The organism is Variovorax sp. PCZ-1 (genome assembly GCF_018413605.1).
In the GTDB taxonomy this organism is placed as follows: domain Bacteria; phylum Pseudomonadota; class Gammaproteobacteria; order Burkholderiales; family Burkholderiaceae_C; genus JANMDU01.
In genome coordinates this window covers 60,127-82,113 of sequence record NZ_JAHCDN010000004.1, presented here as the reverse complement: position 1 = coordinate 82,113, position 21,987 = coordinate 60,127, and the positions used below count along the sequence as shown (strand labels likewise).

The window sequence follows — 21,987 nt, the reverse complement described above, 5'->3', positions numbered from 1 at the left end:
GCTTGTATTTTCAGCAAATTGTCAGAAATTGTTATTTTTACGTGGCGCCTGGATGTCGGCAGGCTTAAGTAAGCGCTCGCCCATCCAGCGCAGCAGATCCAGCCACATTTGCCGCATTTCGGCGTTGAGCGGCGTACGAAAGGCGCTGGGTAGCTCAATCGTCACCACAGGCATGCCTTTGTGGACACCGCCGTAGTTCCCCAAGCTGCCGGGGAAGATACCCACTTGATCGAGATACAGCCGCCCAAGCTTGGCGGGTGGTGCGGTGGGGCCATCAAAATCAAGCACGCCGTAGGGCGCGTGAATGCTCACGATCAGATGCGGTTTGAAGCGCTCCATCTCATCGTGGAGAAATTTCGATTCAGGCTCAGACAAGGGCTTGGGGCCTGGCCAGCGGCGTGGATCGCGCTTGACTTTCTGCTCCCAGTAAATCTTGGCTTCGCGCTCCCAATTCGGCGTGGGGAAGTTGCGATTCAAATCCACGCCATTTGCATTGGTGCGCCGCGCGGGGCTCATGAGTAGGCCATCAGGATTCAATAAAGGCACAAAACGCCAGTGTGCATCAGCGGGGATTTCTTTGGCAAGCTGCAGCCAATGCAGAGCCAGCGAGGCTGAAGACAGTTCATCGCCGTGAATCCCGCCAACGACCAACACACGCATCTTGGCATCCGCTTTGGGCAAATCCTGCGTGTAAATTGGCTGCCCCTTCACTGAGCGCGCACCAGAGTCTTTGAGTTGCGCTTGCGTGCACAGCTGCATGCTCACATTCGGTAAATGTTTAGAAAAAGTGCCACAAGCCGGCGTGGAATGTGCGAGAGGTGCTATGAAAAAAGAAGCGCTGGTGAGCAAAACAAAAGAACGCAAAAGGCGCAAAAAAAACGCAAAATGCGCAGAAGAATTCCTTAGGGTTTTCTTTTGCGTTTTTTTTGCGTCTTTTGCGTTCACTTCTTGCCTTTCCAAAACACTCACGCAGCAGCCAATTCCTGCCCCGCATCATCACGCAAAAGCCTCAACACTTCCTCGCCATAAGCCTCCAGCTTCTTCGCACCCAGCCCGCTGATGCCTGAGAGCTCAGCCAATGTTTGCGGCGCGGCTGTGGCCATGGCCAGCAAAGTGGCATCGTGGAAGATCACATAGGCGGGGAGGGCATGCTCACGCGCCACTTCCGCACGCCAGGCTTTGAGCGCAGCGAAGCGCTGTTGAGCCATGCTGTCGAGTGCAGCCAATGTCTCGGGTGTTTTGGTCTTCGGCTTGCCGTCACTGCGCATGCTGCTCTTGGCTTTACGCGCGCTCTCGGGTGCAGCTTCGCGCAGCAGCACCGTGTGCTCACCTTTGAGATAGCTCTTGGCCAGTGGCTCCAGCTTGAGCGTATTGAAATGCTCCGCATCCACACTGACTGCGCCAAGCGCAATCAATTGGCGCAACAGCGCTTTGTATTGCTGCTCAGAGATGTCTGCGCCGATGCCGAAGGTGGACAACTGATGATGCGCAAACTGCGCCATCTTGTCCGTCGTCTTGCCTCGCAGGATATCAATGATGTGCCCCGCGCCAAAGCTGATGCCGCTGGCCTGCTGCACGCGGTAGATGCAGGAGAGGAGCTTTTGCGCAGCCTGTGTCGCATCCCAAGTCACAGCGGGGCTCAAACAGTTATCGCAATTGTTGCAGCGGTAATTGAGCCGCTGCTCGCCCGATAGGCCCTGATCGTTGAAATAGCTGAGTAATCTGCCGCGGCGGCAATCTGTGGCTTCGGCGAGTGAGAGCAGCGCGTCGAGCTTGCCGCGCATCACGGCTTTGTATTCGTCGTTAGCTGGGCTCTCATCGATCATGCGGCGTTGGTTCACCACATCTTGCAGGCCGTAAGCCATCCAAGCATCGGCGTTCAGCCCATCGCGGCCGGCGCGGCCTGTTTCTTGATAGTAGCCTTCGATGTTTTTGGGCAAATCCAAATGCGCCACGAAGCGTACATCGGGTTTGTCGATACCCATGCCGAAAGCAATTGTCGCGGTCATCACCACGGCCGAGCCTTCTTGCGCATCACCGCGCAGAAAAGCATCTTGATTAGCTTGGCGCTCGCGCTGCTCCATGCCGGCGTGATACGGCAAGGCGCGAATGCCCTCCCCGCGCAGCCACTCAGCCGTCTCTTCCACTTTCTTGCGCGATTGGCAATACACAATGCCCGCTTCGCCGGCATGCTCATCTTCAATAAAGCGAAGTAGCTGTTTGCGCGGATCGGTTTTTTCACTGATGCGGTAGCGAATGTTGGGGCGATCAAAGCTGCTCACCAATTGCGCCGCGCCTTGCAGCTGCAAACGCTCAATCATGTCTTGCCGAGTCAGCTCGTCTGCTGTTGCCGTGAGCGCGAGGCGCGGCACATCGGGGTAGCGCTCGTGCAAGAGCGCAAGCGAGCGGTATTCAGGCCGGAAATCATGCCCCCACTGGCTGACGCAATGTGCTTCGTCAATCGCAAACAAACTCAGAAGCTTTTGCTCATACAAGCATTGCAGCAAAGCGAGAAAGCGTGGTGTGTTTAGGCGCTCGGGAGCGACGTAGAGCAAAGCCAATTCGCCGCGCAGCATCTGCTGCTCTATCTCGCCTGCCTGTTGGCTATCCAGCGTGGAATTCAAAAACGCCGCCGGAATGCCCAGCTCATGAAGTGCGCCCACCTGATCGTGCATGAGCGCGATCAGCGGCGAGACGACGATGCAAACGCCTTTGCCTTGCTGCGCACGCAAAATAGCAGGAATCTGATAACACAGGGATTTGCCGCCGCCCGTAGGCATCAGCACCAAGGCATCGCCACCCGAGAGCACTTGTTCAATGGCAGCTTGCTGCTGGCCACGAAACGCGTTGTATCCAAACACATCGTGCAGGATTTGGAGGGGTGAGTGAGCTGCGGAATCCATCGGTGATTACTATAAAAATTATAGCGTTTCGCGCAGTATGTACGCCGGCAAACGGCATAAAAGGCTTAAAAAATCAATAAATAGACCTCAGGGACGCTTGACCACCCATTCCACCAGTGCATCCAAGGCGGGCCGTGCTGCGCCTGCGTTGGGGTGGTTGATGATGGCCGCCAGACTGTAGCGCTGGCCATTGCTGGCATTGGCGTAGCCGGCGATGGCGGCGACATCACGCAATGTGCCGGTTTTGAGCTGGGCTTGGCCAATCGCTGCTGATGTCCCATTGCGATCTCGCATTCTGGCGACTGTGCCATCCACGCCCGCGAGCCCCAAAGAATTGGCAAAGACCTGCGATTGCGGACCGCTGGCGGCCAGTTGCAGCAGGCTGTTGATGGCTGCGGCGCTGGAGCGTTCTTTGCGCGAGAGGCCTGAGCCATTGTCTAAGGTGGGTGCTGCTGCGTCAGGCAAACGTGCTTTCCACCAAGCGGCTACATTGCGCTGTGAGGCGGCGAAGCTGCCAGTGCGTCCGGGGCTGGGAAACTGATTGGACAGGGTAAGAAAGACTTGCTGCGCCATCACATTGTTGGAAAACTTATTCACATCGGCAATGATGTCGGAAAGCGGTAAAGAGGGCTCGCTGTGCAGCAGGCGGGCCGTGCGCGGCAGGGCTTCTTCACGCACTTGGCCGCTGAGCAGCCCGCCCGATTTTCGCCACATCGCATCGATCACGCGCGCCGCATATTGGCGCGGCGCAACATAAGCCACCGGCCAAACGCGCTCGCCGCAGGAGATCGGATAACGGCCTGAAAAGCTGACGCGATCCGGGTTAGAAAAATCAGCTTGCAAGCTACTGCGCCAATCGCCACAGTTGCCATACGATGCCGTGATTTCAGTGGGTAACTCAACGCCAGCAATCGGCGGATCGACGCGCAACATCACTTTTTTCGTGACTGGATCTGGGATGAAGTTGTAGATCAGGGCTTTGAAATTCACCAGCATGCCATCAGGCACGGCGTTGTAGGGGCGCAGAGGCTCATCATCAAAGTCTGCAGGATTTTTATCGGGCACATCAAACACACGCCGATCCAGCAAAATATCGCCGCGCACCTCGCGCACGCCTTTGGCCTGCACTTGACGAAACAATTCTTCAATGCGCTCCAGCACCAATTTGGGATCACCACTGCCGCGAATGATCAGATTGCCTTGCAGCACATCTGCGTCCAGTGTGCCGTCGATATACACCCGGTTTTTCCAGGTGAAATCTGCGCCAAGCTGATCCAGCGCTGCGTAGGTGGTGATCAGCTTCATCACAGAAGCAGGATTCACGCTGGTTTCGGCGCGATGTTTGATCAGGGCGGGCTCAAGCGCGGCTGTGGGGCTGGCCTGAGCAGGCACAGTTTGTACGACGATGCTGATGGCGGATGCTGGCACGCCCGCACGCGAGAGCGCCTGCGTGACCTCTTTGGGCAGCGGCTGTGCCATCAAGTTCGCGAGGCATCCTGAGGTGATCAGAAGCCCATAAAAAAATCGCTGCATGCGCGTGTTCGTCATGCAGCGATTATCGCGTTAAGCCAGCGATGTCAGCCGAGGGGCTTAGCCAATGAAGCGTCCGCTCGAACCCATCACGCCCAAATCCACATACTTGCTGGCCACAAAAGGCGAGGCTTGGTAGTTCACCATGAAGCCGCCCAAATCAAAGTTGCGCACACTGGCCAAAGCGGTTTGCAGTTTGGCTCGATTCAGATCGCGGCCTGCGCGCTCCAGGCCTTCAGCCAAGACGCGGGTGTTGATGTAGCTCTCCAAACTGCCGAGCGAAAACTCTTCTTTGCCCATGGCACGCATCGCGGCTTGATAATCGCGCACGATCTGGATGCGAGCACGGTTCGGGTCTGGGAAAACCATGGTGATGGCCAAGCCGCTGACGGCGTTGCCTAGTTGCTTGAGACCATCATTGGTGAGCGCGACCGATAAGCCTGCGATGGGCAGCATGGGCGAGACCTTCTTCAAGCCTGCTACCAGGCCCGTAGAAGCTGCACCTGCCGAGGCCAAAAACACAGCAGCAGGTTTGGCTGCCAGCGTTTGCTCAATCACGCCGCTCAGATTTTTTCCGTCGGTGGCCAGCGCCACTTCGGCGGTCGCCTTGATGCCGTTGGCAGCCAGTGTCTTCTGCGCATCGGCCAGCACTTCTTTGCCGAAGGCGTTGTCCAAATAAACGATGGCCAGGTTTTTGATGCCCATGTCTACCAATTTGCTCACCAAGCGCTGTGTCTCATCGCTGTAACTTGCACGTACATGAAACACATGGCGTGAAGCTTTGCGCAAACTCGTCGCACCCGTCAGTGGCGCGATATAAGGCAAATTATTTTCTTCAATCATCGGCAAGATGGCGGCGTTGTTCGGGGTGCCAATACAGCTCATGAGCGCAAAGACACTGCTTTCGCCGATCATTTTTTTCACGTTGTCGACGGTGCGGGTGGGCACATAGCCATCGTCCATCATCTGCAGTTGCAGTGCGCGGCCCTGGATGCCGCCTTTGGCGTTGATCTGCGTCATCGCAGCATCGACGCCAATTTTCAGTTCTTGGCCAAAGCCGGCCAGCGGGCCAGACAGTGCGCCAGAGCAGCCCACAGTGATCGTGCGGGCGTTCACGCCGTCTTGGGCGAAAGCGGGGCGCATCAATACTGGGGTACTGGCCAAAACGGCGGCTTGGGGAATCAAGGAAAGGAAATTGCGGCGTTGCATGGTGTTTGTCTCACTCATTGAGGCTGCGAGCAGCCGGGTCGGCTGGCGCAGCGGGTTGCAGAGATGGCGGAATGCCAGCGCAGCGTGTTTGGGTCACAAATTTGCTGCGATGGGGTGAACTGTAGAATCAAAAGCGGTTTTGATCAAGAGAAATACTAGGGTTAACCCTTTAAAATCGTGAGAAAAAGCACGATCGTGCGAATTTTATTTTTACTGATCTGCGTGTGGTTTGTTTGCCACCCGAAAGTTCTGTCAGCGAAGATTTCGGAAGATAATCGCGCATCTTCATTTCGGAGCAAACCCTTGGACACCTACCCCAGTTGGTAGCTTCCCTGGCAGGTGAATGAGCCCTCTGGCAAACAGCTAGGCTCACGCAGGCACGGGAAGCACACATTCATACTTCCCGTCAACCGCCTTAGTTGGAGCCTGCACCATGCTCAACATTTTTACGCTGGCCAATGGCCGCCTCTTCCAAGAAGAGATCGAATCGCTCGAAGAGCTCGCTAAATTTCAGCCTGTTTGGGTGGATTTGGAATCGCCAACGCCCGAAGAAAAGGCCTGGATCAAGCAGCATTACGGTCTTTCCATCCCCGATGATGCGATGGACGAAGACATCGAAGAATCCGCCCGTTTTTACGAGGCAGACAACGGCGATCTACACATCCGCTCGGATTTTTTGATCGATGATGAAGAGTCGCGAACAGAGCGCGTGGCTTTCATTTTGAATCTGAACAATTCTGATCTCAAAAGCAAGGGTGTGCTGTTTTCTATTCACGAGCAAGACATTCCCATCTTCCGTTTGCTGCGCCTGCGCGCGCGTCGCATGCCGGGGCTGATTGAAGATGCGCGCGAAGTGTTGCTCAAGCTCTATGACGCCGATGCCGAATACTGCGCCGATGCCCTCGAAGGCATTCACGATGAGCTGGAAAAAGCCAGCGGCCAAGTCTTGAAGGGCGATGTGACGGACGATCTGGCCGCAGATGTGCTGGCCAATATCGCCAAGCAAGAGGATTTGAACGGCCGCATTCGCCGCAACATGATGGATACGCGCCGCGCCCTCTCTTTCATGATGCGAAGCAAGATGCTCTCTGCAGAGCAGTTCAACGAAGCGCGGCAGATTCTGCGCGATATTGATTCGCTCGATTCACACACCGCCTTCCTGTTTGACAAGATCAACTTCTTGATGGATGCCGTCGTCGGTTTCATCAACATCAACCAAAACAAGATCATCAAAATCTTCTCGGTGGCCAGTGTGGCTTTGCTACCTCCAACATTGATTGCCAGCATCTACGGCATGAACATGCAAATCCCAGAGGTGCAAGCGCTGGGTGCAAGCGCGTACCCCTTCGTTGTTGCACTCATGCTGGCCAGCGCCATCGTACCGATGTGGTATTTCCGACGCCGGGGCTGGCTCAAAGGCTGATTTTTAAGCCTTTTAGATGCCTAGCCGGTATAGATACTGCGCGAATTGCTATTAATTTAATAGTAACTGCAGCTCAGACGTTGAACAAGAAATTCAGCACATCGCCATCTTTGACGATGTACTCCTTGCCTTCAGCGCGCATCTTGCCCGCCTCTTTTGCGCCATGTTCGCCTTGGAAGGCGATGTAGTCGTCAAATGCAATGGTCTGCGCGCGAATGAAGCCGCGTTCGAAGTCGGTGTGGATCACCCCCGCAGCTTGCGGGCCGGTTGCGCCAATCGGCACGGTCCAAGCGCGCACTTCTTTCACGCCAGCGGTGAAGTAAGTTTGCAAGCCCAGCAGCTTGAAACCCGCGCGGATCAAGCGATTCAGGCCTGGCTCGCTTTGGCCGAGGTCTGCCAAGAAAGTGGTCTTGTCTTCATCGCTCATATCAGCCAATTCGGCTTCAATCTTGGCGCAAATCGCCACCACAGGCGCGTTTTGGCCTTTGGCGTACTCTTCCAGTTTGGCCAAGAAGGGGTTGTTGTCAAAGCCATCTTCGGACACATTGCCCACAAACATGGCCGGCTTGGCCGTGATCAAGCACAGGGGTTTCAGCGTGACGAGTTCTTCCTTGGAAAAATCAATGCCGCGCACTGGCTTGCCTTGGTTGAGTGCAGCTTGGCATTTTTCCAACACGCCCACCAGCTTCACCGCCTCTTTGTCATTGCCGGTTTTGGCGACCTTGGTGTAGCGCTGGAGGCTTTTCTCAACGGTCGTCAAATCTGCCAAGCACAGCTCGGTTTGAATGACCTCGATATCGGAGATCGGATCAACCTTGCCCGCCACATGGATCACGTTGGGATCTTCAAAGCAGCGCACCACGTTCACAATCGCGTCTGTTTCGCGGATGTGGGCGAGAAACTGGTTGCCCAAGCCTTCGCCTTTGGATGCGCCCGCCACCAGGCCCGCGATGTCCACAAATTCAACCACAGCAGGAACAATTTTTTCAGGCTCCACAATCTTCGCAAGCTGCTGAAGTCGAGGATCTGGCAGCTCAACGATGCCCACATTGGGCTCAATCGTACAAAAAGGGTAGTTTTCTGCGGCAATCCCTGCCTTGGTTAAGGCGTTAAATAGTGTAGATTTGCCTACATTAGGTAACCCAACAATTCCACATTTCAAACTCATGGTGCATATCCTCAAGGCCGCAATGATTTGCTGGGCCATAACAAACGTGCGCCGCGCAAGCATCTCGTGCGGCAAAGCCCTCAAGTGTATGCGATGGGTGTGCATGCTGGTTGTGAGCACTGGCGCATTGGCGCAGACCACGGCTTCTTTACAAATTGCCCCCGAAGATCAAAAGCAAGTGACAGCCAAGGCGGTTTATTGGCTGGATACGGCTGGAATGTCCAAATTGGAGACCTTGGTGGGAAGCGCGAGCCAAGAAGGCATGAAAGCGTCCAGCTTCGCGCCTTTGCAGTTTGAAACCCTGTTTCGCTTAGAGCCAGAACATAAGCTATGGATTCGCCTAGATTTAGAGCGCAGTGCACTCAGCGATCCGCATAAAGTGTTGTGGTTGCCTCTGTCTCTCATTGATCGCGTGACCTTGTACAGAAAATCAGAAGATGGCAAATGGCTGATGGAAGCTGCTGGTGACAGGGTGCCAGTCAAGGATTGGCCCGAGCCAGGGCGCTACCCGAGATTTCATATGGACTTGCCTCTAGGCAACTCGGTGATGTATCTGTTGATTCAGGGCAGCACCCCGGTGAGTATCGCGCTCCATATGGGTTCTGAGCACACGGCACAAGAGGCAGACCGTCATGGCTTTTTGGGCCTGGGCGTGGTCGTTGGCCTCCTCCTGACCTTGGTGTTGATGTGTCTTGTCACCTCCTATGCCTATCGCGACCGCTTGTATTTGCTTTATGGTTTGTATGTGCTGTCCATGATTTTGGCGGTGTCGGCATACACCGGCGTGGCGGGCTATTTACTCTGGCCAGACAGTCCCGACTGGTCAGACGCCTCGCAAGGCATCCTGGCCTTACTCACAGCGGGTGGCGCGCTGTACTTTATCGAGTCCATCTTGGGAGGGCGGCAATTCGCGCGAAGACTGTCGCGATCACTCAATATCCTTGCAATATTGGCTATCCCTCTGTCAGTGGTGTATTTCTACATGACCCGCAAAGTAGGCGTAGCGATTCTGGGTGGCTATATGTTTGTGGTGTCTATCACGGCATTAACACTGGCGTTTCGCGCCTGGCGTCGAGGGGATCGCGTTGGGCGTTGGGTGGTGTTTGCTTACATACCTTTGCTGGGAGCCGTGTTGATCGCCTTAGCCCGAGCGTATGGGTGGATCAGTGTTTCATGGGTCGTGCAGTATGGGCTGGTGATTGCGTTGCTGGTTGAAGTGCCGATGATGATGATCGCTTTGAATGTGCGATCGCGCGACAGGCATGAGATCCAGACCCGTGAGCAAGCACTCAATACGCAGGATGCACTGACAGGCTTGCTGGCTGAGCATATTTTTGATGATCGCTTGGCACAAACACTGGCACGCTACAAGAAGCATCGCGAGAACGCGGCCGTTGTTTTGATCTCATTGGTCAACTACCCCAATATCGAGGCGGCGCATGGCCTGCCAGTCGCGGAGCAAAGCGTCTTGCGTGCCGTGATCAAATTACGCAAGGTTCTGCGGGATGTGGAGACAGTGGCACGTGTGGGGACATCACATTTTGGCCTGATATTGGAAGGCGCGGGTCACCGCAGCAGAGTCACTGATATAGGCGCTCGCTTGATTGCACAAGGCCTGATGCCTTTGCCCGGTTTGGTGCCTGAAGTGACTTTGCAGTTTCACTTGGCCGCAACCGTGTTACGTGAGTCGCCCGACATTGATCCCGAAATCAAAAATAGCTTGCTTGCCTTGCTCAAAGGGATGTCGCCTCGTACGCGTCGGCCGATCCGTTTCTTGGAAGCCATGTCCACAGGCGGTACGCCATTGCCTCTTGCAAACAAACACAGCGCCTTGGATGCGATGACGGCCCAAGTCGAAGCGGCCGACATCAAGCCGGGCTGGGAGCCAACAGCCGCAACAATAGACAGCTCTTCAGGCAGCCACTGGGGGATAGGCGGCTCGTCCAGTTTTCCGATCTCTGAGCCTGCACCAACGAAGCCAATGCGCTAAAAACGCAACTGACCCTGCGCGGTCTGGCCTACAGCGAGATGTAAATCAAAAGGCTCTTGATCGTGACGTTTCACCATCGCATTCATGCCAAAAGTGATGGCGCCATCTAATCGGGCATCTTGCCGGTAGGTTTGAAGCATCTGACCGACCTCGGGGCTGGTTTGTGCCGTTTGTGGATTCACATTCGGAATCGGGCAGCGCGGGCAAGGTTTGATCAATGCGAGCTTGAAGTCCGTCTCGCCGGCCGAAATGTGGAGCTCATCTGTGCGGTCTTCATCATGCGCATCCAAGCCTGAGAGCACAATATTAGGTCGAAATCGCTCCATGGTCACGGGCGCATGGCCGGCCGCTTTGAGTCGGGCATTCAGATCATCGAGCGAAGCCTCGCTGATGACGAGGACGGGATAACCGTCAGAGAACTGATTAAGAGCTTGTTGGCCCTGAGTCCATTTCATGTTGGAGGCGCGTTTGTGTTCAGGATCAAAGCGCACCAAACGCAGCTTCATGACAGGGATGCCAGCCTGGCGATCTTGCATCAAAAAATCGGTGAACCATTGCGCCGCTGTATCACCCATATCAAAGGCCGCGCATTCATCATCCCACACGCGAACTTTGCAAGGCTGCTCCACGGCATCCAATGCAATATGCAAAGCCAGCATGCCCGGCGCACGCAGCACCATTTCAAATTGCTTGAGCTGAGGCGCAATCAAGGCCATGCGTGGCAATTCGCGCTGGCTCAAAAATTCCCCTTTTTCATCAACCACCATCCAAGCGCGGTCAAACTCCAGCCCCGTCTCAATCAAAAGAGACTCTCTCAGCTCAACTCCCGCGCAAGATTTGATTGGGTAAACGAAGAGGCGGCTGATGGTGGCATTCAGATCGTAGTCAGACATGTCGGGGCTCAAGGTTCCAGGTTAATGAATCAGGTGAACTCGCTCGATTGTGCCGCCTTCTACAATCTCGGGTGTGAAAACAGACATATGTATTCGAGGTGCTGGCGTGGTGGGGCAAGTCTTGGCTCTGCTTCTCGCGCGAGCGCGTATCCAGGTGGCTTTGATATCTGCCAAGCCTTCCCCCGGCAAAACCCAAGATGTGCGTAGCTTTGCGCTGAATGCCGCTTCACGTCAGCTGTTGGCGGAGTTGCGTGTATGGCCACAGGATGCTACGCCTGTCCAACACATGAAGGTTTGGGGTGATTCCTCAGGCCATATTGAATTCGACGCTCAAACTGAAGCCTTGGCTTGGATTGTGGATGCTGCTTCCTTGCAAGAGCGCTTAACTCAGGCGCTGTCTTTTGCCAGTGAGGTTCAAATTCTCAAGGAAACAGCAGCGCCAATCGCTGATTTGACGGTGATTTGTGAAGGCCGTGTGAGCCAAACACGTGAGACCACAGGCGCAGTCTTTGATCAGTTTGCCTACGGGCAAACCGCTATTGCAGCGCATCTGTCTTGTGAAATACCGCATGAAAATACTGCTTGGCAGTGGATGGACTCATCCCAAATCTGTGCCTTGCTGCCGCGCAGTGACAGCGCTGAGGGGAACTCTGTCGCCTTAGTCTGGTCAGTTTCAAATGATCATGCACAGACTTTGCAAGCCATGGCTCCTGGTGATTTCGCAATCGCCTTGCAAGAAGCGACGCAGAATCAATTGGGCAACTTGCAGCTGCTTAGCGAACGCGCAAGCTGGCCACTGATGCTCGCACAAGCCCAGCAGTGGTGTGGTCTAGCCGAATGGGGCACTTGGGTTTTGGCGGGAGATGCCGCACACGCGGTGCATCCCTTGGCTGGGCAGGGTTTGAATTTGGGCTTGGGAGATGCTGCAGAGCTTGCCAACGTTCTGGCCAGCAAGCCGTATTTCCGAAGCTATAGCGATAAGAAGCTGCTGCGAGCCTATGAGCGTGTGCGTAAAGCAGATGCGGCCATGCTGAGGTTGGCGACGGATGGTCTGCAACAAACCTTCAGCCGCAGCGATGCCAGGCTACAAGGCTTGCGCCACTGGGGCATGAAGGGTTTAGATGCTGCGCCGCCACTCAAGGCCTGGCTCATGCGCCAAGCCTCGGGCATGCGCTGATGCGGCATGTGAAGGCCTAGGGTACATTGTTAGATTGTTACGAAAGATCAAGATGTCAGTTCAAAAATACTTAATTGCTATTAAATTGATAGCTGCCTCCGCATTATTTATGCCGGCGAGCGGCCTATTTGCACAGTCAAATGCGCCAGTTTCTGCTGCCCAAGATGCAGCAGTACGCAAAGCGCTCACCGAGCGCCTGCCCAATTTGCCGAAGATTGATGAAATCACCCGCTCTGGCATGCCCGGTTTGCTGGAGGTGCGAATCAATGGCTTTGACATCGTTTATACCGATCTTGAGGGTAATTTCTTGATCCAAGGCAACCTGATTGATACCAGGGCGAAGAGGAACCTCACAGAGGAGCGCATCGAAAAGCTCACGGCCGTAGATTTTGACAGCCTGCCCTTCAAAGACGCCTTCACCATCGTACGCGGCAATGGCAAGCGTAAGGTGGCTGTCTTTGAGGATCCCAATTGTGGTTACTGCAAGCGTTTTGAGCGTGATCTGCAGAATGTGAACAACGTCACCATCCATATGTTTCTTTATCCAATCCTGGGCGCTGATTCCACAGCGAAGTCCCAAAACATCTGGTGCAGCAAAGACAAAACCAAGACCTTTTTAGATTGGATGATCAAGGATGCTGCGCCGGCCGCGGCAGCCTGTGATGCCAGCGCCTTGCAAAGAAACGTCGAGTTCGGGAAGAAATACCGCATAACCGGGACGCCAACCCTCATATTTGCTGATGGCTCTCGCGTGCCAGGCGCCATACCTGCAGCCCAAGTGGAGAAATTCTTGTCGGAAGCCAAGTAAGAGATTGGGATAGCTGTGATTCAAGCCAAGTATTTCAAAATTATTTCAAAATACTTGCACTGAACTCAATTTCCGGTATATACTAGCGGGCTCTGCTGATGAGAAAGATTAAGGGTTTACCCGCAATCTTGTGTTGTTTTGGTGAACCCACTTGCTGGATCAATCAAAACAAATAAATCAAAAGAAAATCTCAAAATTTGACGAGAACGAGTTTTTCGGTATATAATCTGAGGCTCTGCTGAAAACGAAGCAAAATCATCTCGCTAGAGTGAAATGCCGAAAAGAAAGTAGAAAAAGTTTTGACAAACTTGACGATTCGATGAAAAGTATGTCATAATTCAAGGCTTCGCTGATCGCAGTGAAGAAAACGAAAAAGAGTCAAATCTAATTCGTTGTTACTTAAAAAATTACAGCCGATAAGCGTGGGTGTTTGAAGGCAATTGCCGAAAACGTCAAAGTCGAAAGACCGAGACACAAACACTCATGAGAAATTGAATGAAGATTATCTTCTTCAATTCCGATTGAGTAACAAGATCAAACTATAGAGTTTGATCCTGGCTCAGATTGAACGCTGGCGGCATGCTTTACACATGCAAGTCGAACGGTAGGGTAGCAATACCTGAGAGTGGCGAACGGGTGAGTAATGCATCGGAACATGCCTATTTGTGGGGGATAGCCCGGCGAAAGCCGGATTAATACCGCATACGATCTACGGATGAAAGCTGGGGACCGCAAGGCCTAGCGCAAATAGAGTGGCCGATGTCAGATTAGCTAGTTGGTGGGGTAAAGGCTCACCAAGGCAACGATCTGTAGCTGGTTTGAGAGAACGACCAGCCACACTGGGACTGAGACACGGCCCAGACTCCTACGGGAGGCAGCAGTGGGGAATTTTGGACAATGGGCGCAAGCCTGATCCAGCAATGCCGCGTGCAGGATGAAGGCCTTCGGGTTGTAAACTGCTTTTGTACGGAGCGAAAAGGCTTCTTCTAATACAGGAGGCTCATGACGGTACCGTAAGAATAAGCACCGGCTAACTACGTGCCAGCAGCCGCGGTAATACGTAGGGTGCAAGCGTTAATCGGAATTACTGGGCGTAAAGCGTGCGCAGGCGGTTATGTAAGACAGTCGTGAAATCCCCGGGCTCAACCTGGGAACTGCGATTGTGACTGCATAGCTAGAGTACGGTAGAGGGGGGTGGAATTCCGCGTGTAGCAGTGAAATGCGTAGATATGCGGAGGAACACCGATGGCGAAGGCAGCCCCCTGGACCTGTACTGACGCTCATGCACGAAAGCATGGGGAGCAAACAGGATTAGATACCCTGGTAGTCCATGCCCTAAACGATGTCAACTGGTTGTTGGGAATTAACTTTCTCAGTAACGAAGCTAACGCGTGAAGTTGACCGCCTGGGGAGTACGGCCGCAAGGTTGAAACTCAAAGGAATTGACGGGGACCCGCACAAGCGGTGGATGATGTGGTTTAATTCGATGCAACGCGAAAAACCTTACCCACCTTTGACATGGTTGGAATTTGCCAGAGATGGCTTAGTGCTCGAAAGAGAACCAATACACAGGTGCTGCATGGCTGTCGTCAGCTCGTGTCGTGAGATGTTGGGTTAAGTCCCGCAACGAGCGCAACCCTTACCATTAGTTGCTACGCAAGGGCACTCTAATGGGACTGCCGGTGACAAACCGGAGGAAGGTGGGGATGACGTCAAGTCCTCATGGCCCTTATAGGTGGGGCTACACACGTCATACAATGGCTGGTACAAACGGTTGCCAACCCGCGAGGGGGAGCTAATCCGAGAAAACCAGTCGTAGTCCGGATCGTAGTCTGCAACTCGACTGCGTGAAGTCGGAATCGCTAGTAATCGTGGATCAGAATGTCACGGTGAATACGTTCCCGGGTCTTGTACACACCGCCCGTCACACCATGGGAGCGGGTTCTGCCAGAAGTAGTTAGCCTAACCGCAAGGAGGGCGATTACCACGGCAGGGTTCGTGACTGGGGTGAAGTCGTAACAAGGTAGCCGTATCGGAAGGTGCGGCTGGATCACCTCCTTTCTAGAAGTGCAATTAAATTTGAACACCCACACTTATCGGTTGTTGGAAGAGAAGTCGCCAACGGTCTGCAATTACTGATGTACTTGTAGCTATTGCGACCGGCTTGGGTCTGTAGCTCAGTTGGTTAGAGCACCGTCTTGATAAGGCGGGGGTCGTTGGTTCGAGACCAACCAGACCCACCATCCCCTCCAATTTGCCTTTACAAACCCGGGGGATTAGCTCAGCTGGGAGAGCACCTGCTTTGCAAGCAGGGGGTCGTCGGTTCGATCCCGTCATCCTCCACCAATTTTCAGTTCTATCTCTTTCTTATCAATCAGATAAACGTCAACACCAAAGCGGATTCGCAAGAGTCTGCTTCGTTGTTGGCTTCGATCTCGAAGTCAATCGGCTGTTCTTTAACAATTCATAGAGTTGATATCAGCGCTGTTAGCGGAAACTTGTTGCTTTTGAGTATTCAAGACCGTGCCGCTAACAGCTTTTTGATTGCGTCAATCACGAATTCAACTGCAGAGAAATCTGTAAGTGTATTCTGGTAATTGACATGTATGTTCTCAAAGTCGTCAGTTGGCTTTATTGCTGATTGACAACCTTAATGAATAAGCGTGATGGATTACGGCAAATAAAACGCGTGAAGTTTAAATACTTCAACGTTTACTTGATTTGTTTGATGTTTCTAACGAAACGTCAAAGTTATAGGGTCAAGTGAATAAGAGCATGTGCTGGATGCCTTGGCAATGATAGGCGACGAAAGACGTGATAGCCTGCGATAAGCTTCGGCGAGGTGGCAAATAACCTGTGACCCGGAGATCTCTGAATGGGGAAACCCACCCGCAAGGGTATCCCACACTGAATTCATAGGTGTGGGAAGCGAACCGAGTGAACTGAAACATCTAAGTAGCTCGAGGAAAAGACATCAACCGAGATTCCGATAGTAGTGGCGAGCGAAATCGGAACAGCCTGCTAGTGATAGCACAAGATTTAACGGAACGCTCTGGAAAGGGCGGCCATAGTGGGTGATAGCCCCGTACGTGAAAAGTCCTGTGTGGTACTAAGCTAGCGAAAAGTAGGGCGGGACACGTGAAATCCTGTCTGAACATGGGGGGACCATCCTCCAAGGCTAAATACTCATCATTGACCGATAGTGAACTAGTACCGTGAGGGAAAGGCGAAAAGAACCCCGGGAGGGGAGTGAAATAGATCCTGAAAGCGCATGCTTACAAAAAGTCGGAGCCCGCAAGGGTGACGGCGTACCTTTTGTATAATGGGTCAGCGACTTACATTCAGTGGCAAGGTTAACCGAATAGGGTAGCCGCAGAGAAATCGAGTCCGAATAGGGCGAATTCAGTCGCTGGGTGTAGACCCGAAACCAAGTGATCTATCCATGGCCAGGATGAAGGTGCCGTAACAGGTACTGGAGGTCCGAACCGACTAGTGTTGCAAAACTAGCGGATGAGCTGTGGATAGGGGTGAAAGGCTAAACAAACTTGGAAATAGCTGGTTCTCTCCGAAAACTATTTAGGTAGTGCCTCAAGTATTACCGACGGGGGTAGAGCACTGTTTTGGCTAGGGGGTCATGGCGACTTACCAAACCAATGCAAACTCCGAATACCGTTGAGTACAGCTTGGGAGACAGAGCACCGGGTGCTAACGTCCGGACTCAAGAGGGAAACAACCCAGACCGCCAGCTAAGGTCCCTAAAATTGGCTAAGTGGGAAACGAAGTGGGAAGGCTAAAACAGTCAGGATGTTGGCTTAGAAGCAGCCATCATTTAAAGAAAGCGTAATAGCTCACTGATCGAGTCGTCCTGCGCGGAAGATGTAACGGGGCTCAAGCCAGTTACCGAAGCTGCGGATTTGCAATTTATTGCAAGTGGTAGGAGAGCGTTCTGTAAGCCTGTGAAGGTGGCTTGTAAAGGCTGCTGGAGGTATCAGAAGTGCGAATGCTGACATGAGTAGCGTTAAAGGGGGTGAAAAGCCCCCTCGCCGTAAGCGCAAGGTTTTCTACGCAACGTTCATCGGCGTAGAGTGAGTCGGCCCCTAAGGCGAGGCAGAGATGCGTAGCTGATGGGAAACAGGTCAATATTCCTGTACCGATGTATAGTGCGATGTGGGGACGGAGAAGGTTAACTCAGCAGACTGTTGGATATGTCTGTTCAAGCCTGTAGTCGTGCCTGGTAGGTAAATCCGCCGGGCTTAGATGAGGGGTGATAACGAGGGTGCTTGCACCCGAAGTGAGTGATACCCTGCTTCCAGGAAAAGCCACTAAGCTTCAGCTATACACGACCGTACCGCAAACCGACACTGGTGCGCGAGATGAGTATTCTAAGGCGCTTGAGAGAACTGCGGAGAAGGAACTCGGCAAATTGACACCGTAACTTCGGAAGAAGGTGTGCCCTAAGTAGGTGAAGCTGTACAAGCTGAGCCCAACGGGGTTGCAAAGAATAGGTGGCTGCGACTGTTTAATAAAAACACAGCACTCTGCAAAGACGAAAGTCGACGTATAGGGTGTGACGCCTGCCCGGTGCTGGAAGATTAATTGATGGGGTGCAAGCTCTTGATCGAAGTCCCAGTAAACGGCGGCCGTAACTATAACGGTCCTAAGGTAGCGAAATTCCTTGTCGGGTAAGTTCCGACCTGCACGAATGGCGTAACGATGGCCACACTGTCTCCTCCGCAGACTCAGCGAAGTTGAAATGTTTGTGATGATGCAATCTCCCCGCAGAAAGACGGAAAGACCCCATGAACCTTTACTGTAGCTTTGTATTGGACTTTGAACAGATCTGTGTAGGATAGGTGGGAGGCTTTGAAGCAGGGTCGCTAGATCTTGTGGAGCCAACGTTGAAATACCACCCTGGTGTGTTTGAGGTTCTAACCTAGGCCCGTTATCCGGGTCGGGGACAGTGCATGGTAGGCAGTTTGACTGGGGCGGTCTCCTCCCAAAGCGTAACGGAGGAGTTCGAAGGTACGCTAGGTACGGTCGGACATCGTGCTAATAGTGCAATGGCATAAGCGTGCTTAACTGCGAGACTGACAAGTCGAGCAGATACGAAAGTAGGACATAGTGATCCGGTGGTTCTGTATGGAAGGGCCATCGCTCAACGGATAAAAGGTACTCTGGGGATAACAGGCTGATACCGCCCAAGAGTTCATATCGACGGCGGTGTTTGGCACCTCGATGTCGGCTCATCTCATCCTGGGGCTGTAGCCGGTCCCAAGGGTATGGCTGTTCGCCATTTAAAGAGGTACGTGAGCTGGGTTTAAAACGTCGTGAGACAGTTTGGTCCCTATCTTCTGTGGGCGCTGCAAATTTGAGGAAGCCTGCTCCTAGTACGAGAGGACCGGAGTGGACGTACCTCTGGTGTACCTGTTGTCACGCCAGTGGCATCGCAGGGTAGCTATGTACGGAAGAGATAACCGCTGAAAGCATCTAAGCGGGAAACTCGTTTCAAGATGAGATTTGCCGGGGGCTTGACCCCCCTAAAGAGCCGTTCAAGACCAGGACGTTGATAGGTCAGGTGTGGAAGCGCAGTAATGCGTTAAGCTAACTGATACTAATTGCTCGTGCGGCTTGACCCTATAACTTTGACTGTGAAACAGATCGAAGCTTTGCGGTTGACTGCAATCGAATATGCATGAAGCCTAGGCATTCACCTAGAGCGATCTGCTGCTGATATAACTCTATGAATTGGTTGTGTTGATTGTCTGCCAAGGCAATAATCAACATGACGACAAGTTATGCCTGATGACCATAGCAAGTTGGTCCCACTCCTTCCCATCCCGAACAGGACAGTGAAACGACTTAGCGCCGATGATAGTGCGGATTCCCGTGTGAAAGTAGGACATTGTCAGGCTCTTATGCTGAAAACGCCCAGTCGAAAGACTGGGCGTTTTTCTTTGTCTGAACGAAATGTGCTCATGTGTAATTCGTGATGATTTCGGACGCTGTGCAGCATCACAATTGCAGCAAGATCTCTTAGAAATCAGCGTTGGAAGCTAGATAGCAGCCTGAGAAATCTACTTCAATCGCGGTTGATCAACATGCCCTGTGTTTTCTCCAGCGCTCCTGAGCGTTCAAGATCCGAGAGCAGACCTTGCAGCCATTGATCAACGGGTTGATCGATGAAAAAGCGTTGATGCAAGATGTGGAAATACGGCGTTTGCTCGATCCATTCTTGCAATTGCACCATCGTACTGTGCTGCCATTCAAGCAGTTTGTACTTGATCAAAACCTTGCCGCCATAGTTGGCATGTCGAATGGGGTCCTGAATGAACTTCTCTAGGCGCGTTCGAGCCCTTGAGAGCGCAGCGCTCACATCCGTAAAAACATGACCATGGCCTGGAATAACGGTTGAAGGCTTGAGTTGTTCGATCACATCGAGCGTGGCAGCTACTTCATCGAAGGCTTTTATACCTTCCAGCTCCTGAAAGACAACACCAAACCCATTTTCCCAGAGCGCATCGGCTGAAATCAAGGTGCGTGATTGAGGCTCAAACAAAATGACCGAATGTGGATCATGGCCGGGAGCTGCATGAATTTCCCAAAGATCTTTGCCTAGAGCCAAGCTTTGGCCGGCTTGCAATACATCTAGGAAGTCAAAGCGCGGACAAGATTGCCCAGTGGGTGTGTATGAGAGGGTATCTTCATCCCATTGAGCCACTTCTGTAGCATGACCCGGTGGAATGAGTGTTCGCGCTTGAGGATATTGCGATTGAAGAAGTGCATTTCCGCCGCAGTGATCACTGTGCAAGTGCGTGTTCACGATGAGATCAAGAGAGCACTCGCCTAAGATGGATCGCAGCAAGCTCAATGTTTGATCGGAATGCGTCACATAACCTGTGTCAACAATCGCCGTTTGCTGACCTTGTGTGAAAACGATATTGTTACTAGAGAGCCAGCCACGCTCGAGGACGGTGCACCCGACAGGTAGCAGGCTCTGTGCACTCATGTTCTAGATTTAAGGCGAAAACTACCTATCGGTGGCACAGAATCAGCGCAGAGTGCTATGAATATCATAGTGATACGCGCAGCATTATACTTACTTTGCGCTGCGCAACTCACGGCGCAATATCTTGCCGACGTTGGTCTTCGGCAGATCATCACGGAATTCGATGTATTTTGGAATCTTGTAGCCCGTGAGATTCTGTCGGCAGTAGCTCATGACTTGCTCTTCCGTCATGCCGGGATCGTTTTTAACCACGAAGACTTTGATCGCTTCGCCTTGCTTCTCGTCAACCACGCCCACAGCCGCGCATTCGACCACGCCGGGGCAGAGAGAAATCACATTTTCTAATTCATTGGGGAAGACATTGAAGCCGCTGACGATGATCATGTCTTTCTTGCGATCAACGATCTTTGTGTAGCCGCGCTCGTCCATGATGCCGATGTCGCCTGTACGCATGTAGCCGTCTGGCGTGAAGGCTTTCACGTTTTCTTCGGGCTGGTTGTAGTAGCCCACCATGATGTTGGGGCCTTTGATGCAGATCTCACCGGATTGGCCCACGGTCAAAGTGTTGCCGTCATCATCTTTGATAGCAACATAAATGCTTGGCAAAGGCAAACCAATTGTGCCGGTGAACTCTTTGTTGGTCACTGGGTTGTTCGTACCAATCGCGCAAGTTTCGCTCATGCCCCAGCCTTCAACCATGGGGCAGCCTGTGGCTTCCTGCCAATGTTTGGCAGTACCTTCGGAAGCAGCCATGCCGCCCGCTTGCGAAACGCGCAAGTGGCTCCAATCCACAGTCTTGAACATGGGGTGTTGCAGCAAAGCATTGAACAGCGTGTTCACTGCGGGGAGCATGTGGAAGGGGCGCTTCTTAAGCACTTCGATGAACTTGCCGAAATCGCGCGGATTGGGAATCATCGTCATGTGCGAGCCATTACGAATCGCAAGAAGGCTCAAGGTCAAAGCGAAGATGTGATACAGCGGCAGCGCTGCAATGCTGTTGGTTTTGCTGATATCGCCGATATCTTTGAGGGCCGGTGAGAACCAAGCTTCAGCTTGCAGAATAGCGGCAACGATATTGCGATGGGTAAGCACCGCGCCCTTGGACAAACCTGTCGTGCCTCCTGTGTATTGCAAGAAAGCAATCGAATCGAGGTTGGCTTGCGAGGGCTTCAGTGGCCTGTTCGTGCCTTCTGCAATGGCGCGATTAAAGGGCGTAACTTTCAGTCCACCATCCAGCGGTAATTTGTACGCAGGCACCATCTTGGCCAAATGACGAACAGCGAAGGTGAGCCATTGGCCATACCAAAAGCCGAGCATATCGCCCATGGAAGCGACGACGACTTCTTTGATCTGCGTTTTACCAATCACTTCTTCCAGCGTGTGGCAGAAATTCTCAAGAATGACAATCACAGTCGCACCAGAATCTTTGAGCTGATGCTCGAGCTCGCGCGGTGTGTAGAGCGGATTCACATTCACACAGGTGTAGCCCGCGCGCAAGACGCCCGACATCGTGACGGGGAATTGCGGAATATTGGGCAGCATGATGGCCACGCGCGCATCTTTTTCCAAACCACGACTTTGCAGCCAGGCGCCCAATGCGCTGGAAAAATTATCCAGCTGGCGGTAGCTCATCCATCGATCCATGCAGACAGAAAATGGATTCGAAGCGTTGCGCTTGAAACTTTCTTCTAGCAGCTGCGCCAGCGAATGGTATTGCTCGGGATGAATGTCGTGCACAACGCCGGGTGGATAGCTTTTGAGCCAGATGCGTTCTTGTGGGGTGCTTGCGCTCTGTGTAACCTGCATGGTGGAAGTCTCCAAAATCACTTCGAATGATTCTAGGGCAGTGCTGTAGTTCAAGCTCTCAGTGAAGTCCCGAT

The 21,987-nt window shown here is 53.0% G+C and carries 12 protein-coding genes, 2 tRNA genes and 3 rRNA genes; 9 read left to right on the top strand and 8 right to left on the bottom strand.

The window, feature by feature from the left end; genetic code table 11:
• Nucleotides 1–21: 21 nt before the first annotated feature.
• The 4 genes from KIH26_RS15380 to KIH26_RS15365 form a co-directional block, all read right to left on the bottom strand.
• Nucleotides 22–759 (bottom strand): M14 family murein peptide amidase A, encoded by a 738-nt coding sequence (locus KIH26_RS15380; RefSeq protein ID WP_213446574.1) that lies wholly within the window; start codon nt 757–759, stop codon nt 22–24.
• A gap of 206 nt (nt 760–965) precedes the next feature.
• Nucleotides 966–2,903 carry a DNA helicase RecQ gene (recQ, locus tag KIH26_RS15375; RefSeq protein WP_213446573.1) on the bottom strand — a complete coding sequence of 646 codons (1,938 nt, stop codon included), beginning with the start codon at nt 2,901–2,903 and terminating at the stop codon, nt 966–968.
• Between the two features lie 87 nt (nt 2,904–2,990).
• Nucleotides 2,991–4,451, bottom strand: coding sequence for a D-alanyl-D-alanine carboxypeptidase/D-alanyl-D-alanine endopeptidase (gene dacB, locus KIH26_RS15370; protein ID WP_213446572.1), 1,461 nt, complete (start codon nt 4,449–4,451; stop codon nt 2,991–2,993).
• Between the two features lie 42 nt (nt 4,452–4,493).
• Nucleotides 4,494–5,642 (bottom strand): ABC transporter substrate-binding protein, encoded by a 1,149-nt coding sequence (locus KIH26_RS15365; protein WP_213446571.1) that lies wholly within the window; start codon nt 5,640–5,642, stop codon nt 4,494–4,496.
• 433 nt (nt 5,643–6,075) lie between these two features.
• On the opposite strand from KIH26_RS15365, the gene KIH26_RS15360 reads away from it, so the two are divergent.
• Nucleotides 6,076–7,065, top strand: coding sequence for a magnesium and cobalt transport protein CorA (locus KIH26_RS15360; RefSeq protein ID WP_213446570.1), 990 nt, complete (start codon nt 6,076–6,078; stop codon nt 7,063–7,065).
• A 73-nt stretch (nt 7,066–7,138) separates the two neighbouring features.
• On the opposite strand, the gene ychF is transcribed toward KIH26_RS15360, so the two are convergent.
• Nucleotides 7,139–8,233 (bottom strand): redox-regulated ATPase YchF, encoded by a 1,095-nt coding sequence (gene ychF, locus KIH26_RS15355; RefSeq protein WP_213446569.1) that lies wholly within the window; start codon nt 8,231–8,233, stop codon nt 7,139–7,141.
• 103 nt (nt 8,234–8,336) lie between these two features.
• On the opposite strand from ychF, the gene KIH26_RS15350 reads away from it, so the two are divergent.
• On the top strand, nt 8,337–10,223 hold the full coding sequence (locus KIH26_RS15350; RefSeq protein WP_213446568.1) for a sensor domain-containing diguanylate cyclase: 1,887 nt from the start codon (nt 8,337–8,339) through the stop codon (nt 10,221–10,223).
• On the opposite strand, the gene KIH26_RS15345 is transcribed toward KIH26_RS15350, so the two are convergent.
• A complete protein-coding gene (locus KIH26_RS15345; protein WP_213446567.1) occupies nt 10,220–11,116 on the bottom strand; it encodes an MOSC domain-containing protein in 897 nt (298 codons plus the stop codon). The genes KIH26_RS15350 and KIH26_RS15345 overlap by 4 nt on opposite strands.
• A gap of 73 nt (nt 11,117–11,189) precedes the next feature.
• Here KIH26_RS15345 and KIH26_RS15340 point away from each other — a divergent pair, with 73 nt between their 5' ends.
• The 7 genes from KIH26_RS15340 (at nt 11,190) to rrf (ending at nt 19,012) form a co-directional block, all read left to right on the top strand.
• Complete coding sequence (locus tag KIH26_RS15340) at nt 11,190–12,293, top strand: FAD-dependent monooxygenase (protein WP_213446566.1); 1,104 nt, start codon at nt 11,190–11,192, stop codon at nt 12,291–12,293.
• Between the two features lie 109 nt (nt 12,294–12,402).
• Nucleotides 12,403–13,101, top strand: a complete 699-nt coding sequence (locus KIH26_RS15335; protein ID WP_213446747.1) for a DsbC family protein — start codon at nt 12,403–12,405, stop codon at nt 13,099–13,101.
• A gap of 536 nt (nt 13,102–13,637) precedes the next feature.
• Nucleotides 13,638–15,162 (top strand): 16S ribosomal RNA (locus KIH26_RS15330).
• Nucleotides 15,163–15,267: 105 nt separating this feature from the next.
• A tRNA-Ile gene (locus KIH26_RS15325) sits at nt 15,268–15,344 on the top strand.
• Between the two features lie 27 nt (nt 15,345–15,371).
• Nucleotides 15,372–15,447 (top strand) — tRNA-Ala (locus KIH26_RS15320).
• Between the two features lie 411 nt (nt 15,448–15,858).
• Nucleotides 15,859–18,737 (top strand): 23S ribosomal RNA (locus tag KIH26_RS15315).
• 162 nt (nt 18,738–18,899) lie between these two features.
• Nucleotides 18,900–19,012 (top strand): 5S ribosomal RNA (rrf, locus tag KIH26_RS15310).
• The 16S, 23S and 5S rRNA genes sit together here with 2 tRNA genes alongside, the layout of an rRNA operon.
• Before the next feature lie 168 nt (nt 19,013–19,180).
• Here the strand turns inward: rrf and KIH26_RS15305 are convergent.
• Together KIH26_RS15305 and KIH26_RS15300 are read right to left on the bottom strand one after the other, a co-directional pair.
• Nucleotides 19,181–20,107 (bottom strand): MBL fold metallo-hydrolase, encoded by a 927-nt coding sequence (locus KIH26_RS15305; RefSeq protein WP_213446565.1) that lies wholly within the window; start codon nt 20,105–20,107, stop codon nt 19,181–19,183.
• 90 nt (nt 20,108–20,197) lie between these two features.
• Nucleotides 20,198–21,913: an AMP-binding protein gene (locus KIH26_RS15300; RefSeq protein ID WP_213446564.1), complete on the bottom strand. Its 1,716-nt coding sequence runs from the start codon at nt 21,911–21,913 to the stop codon at nt 20,198–20,200.
• Between the last annotated feature and the right edge of the window lie 74 nt (nt 21,914–21,987).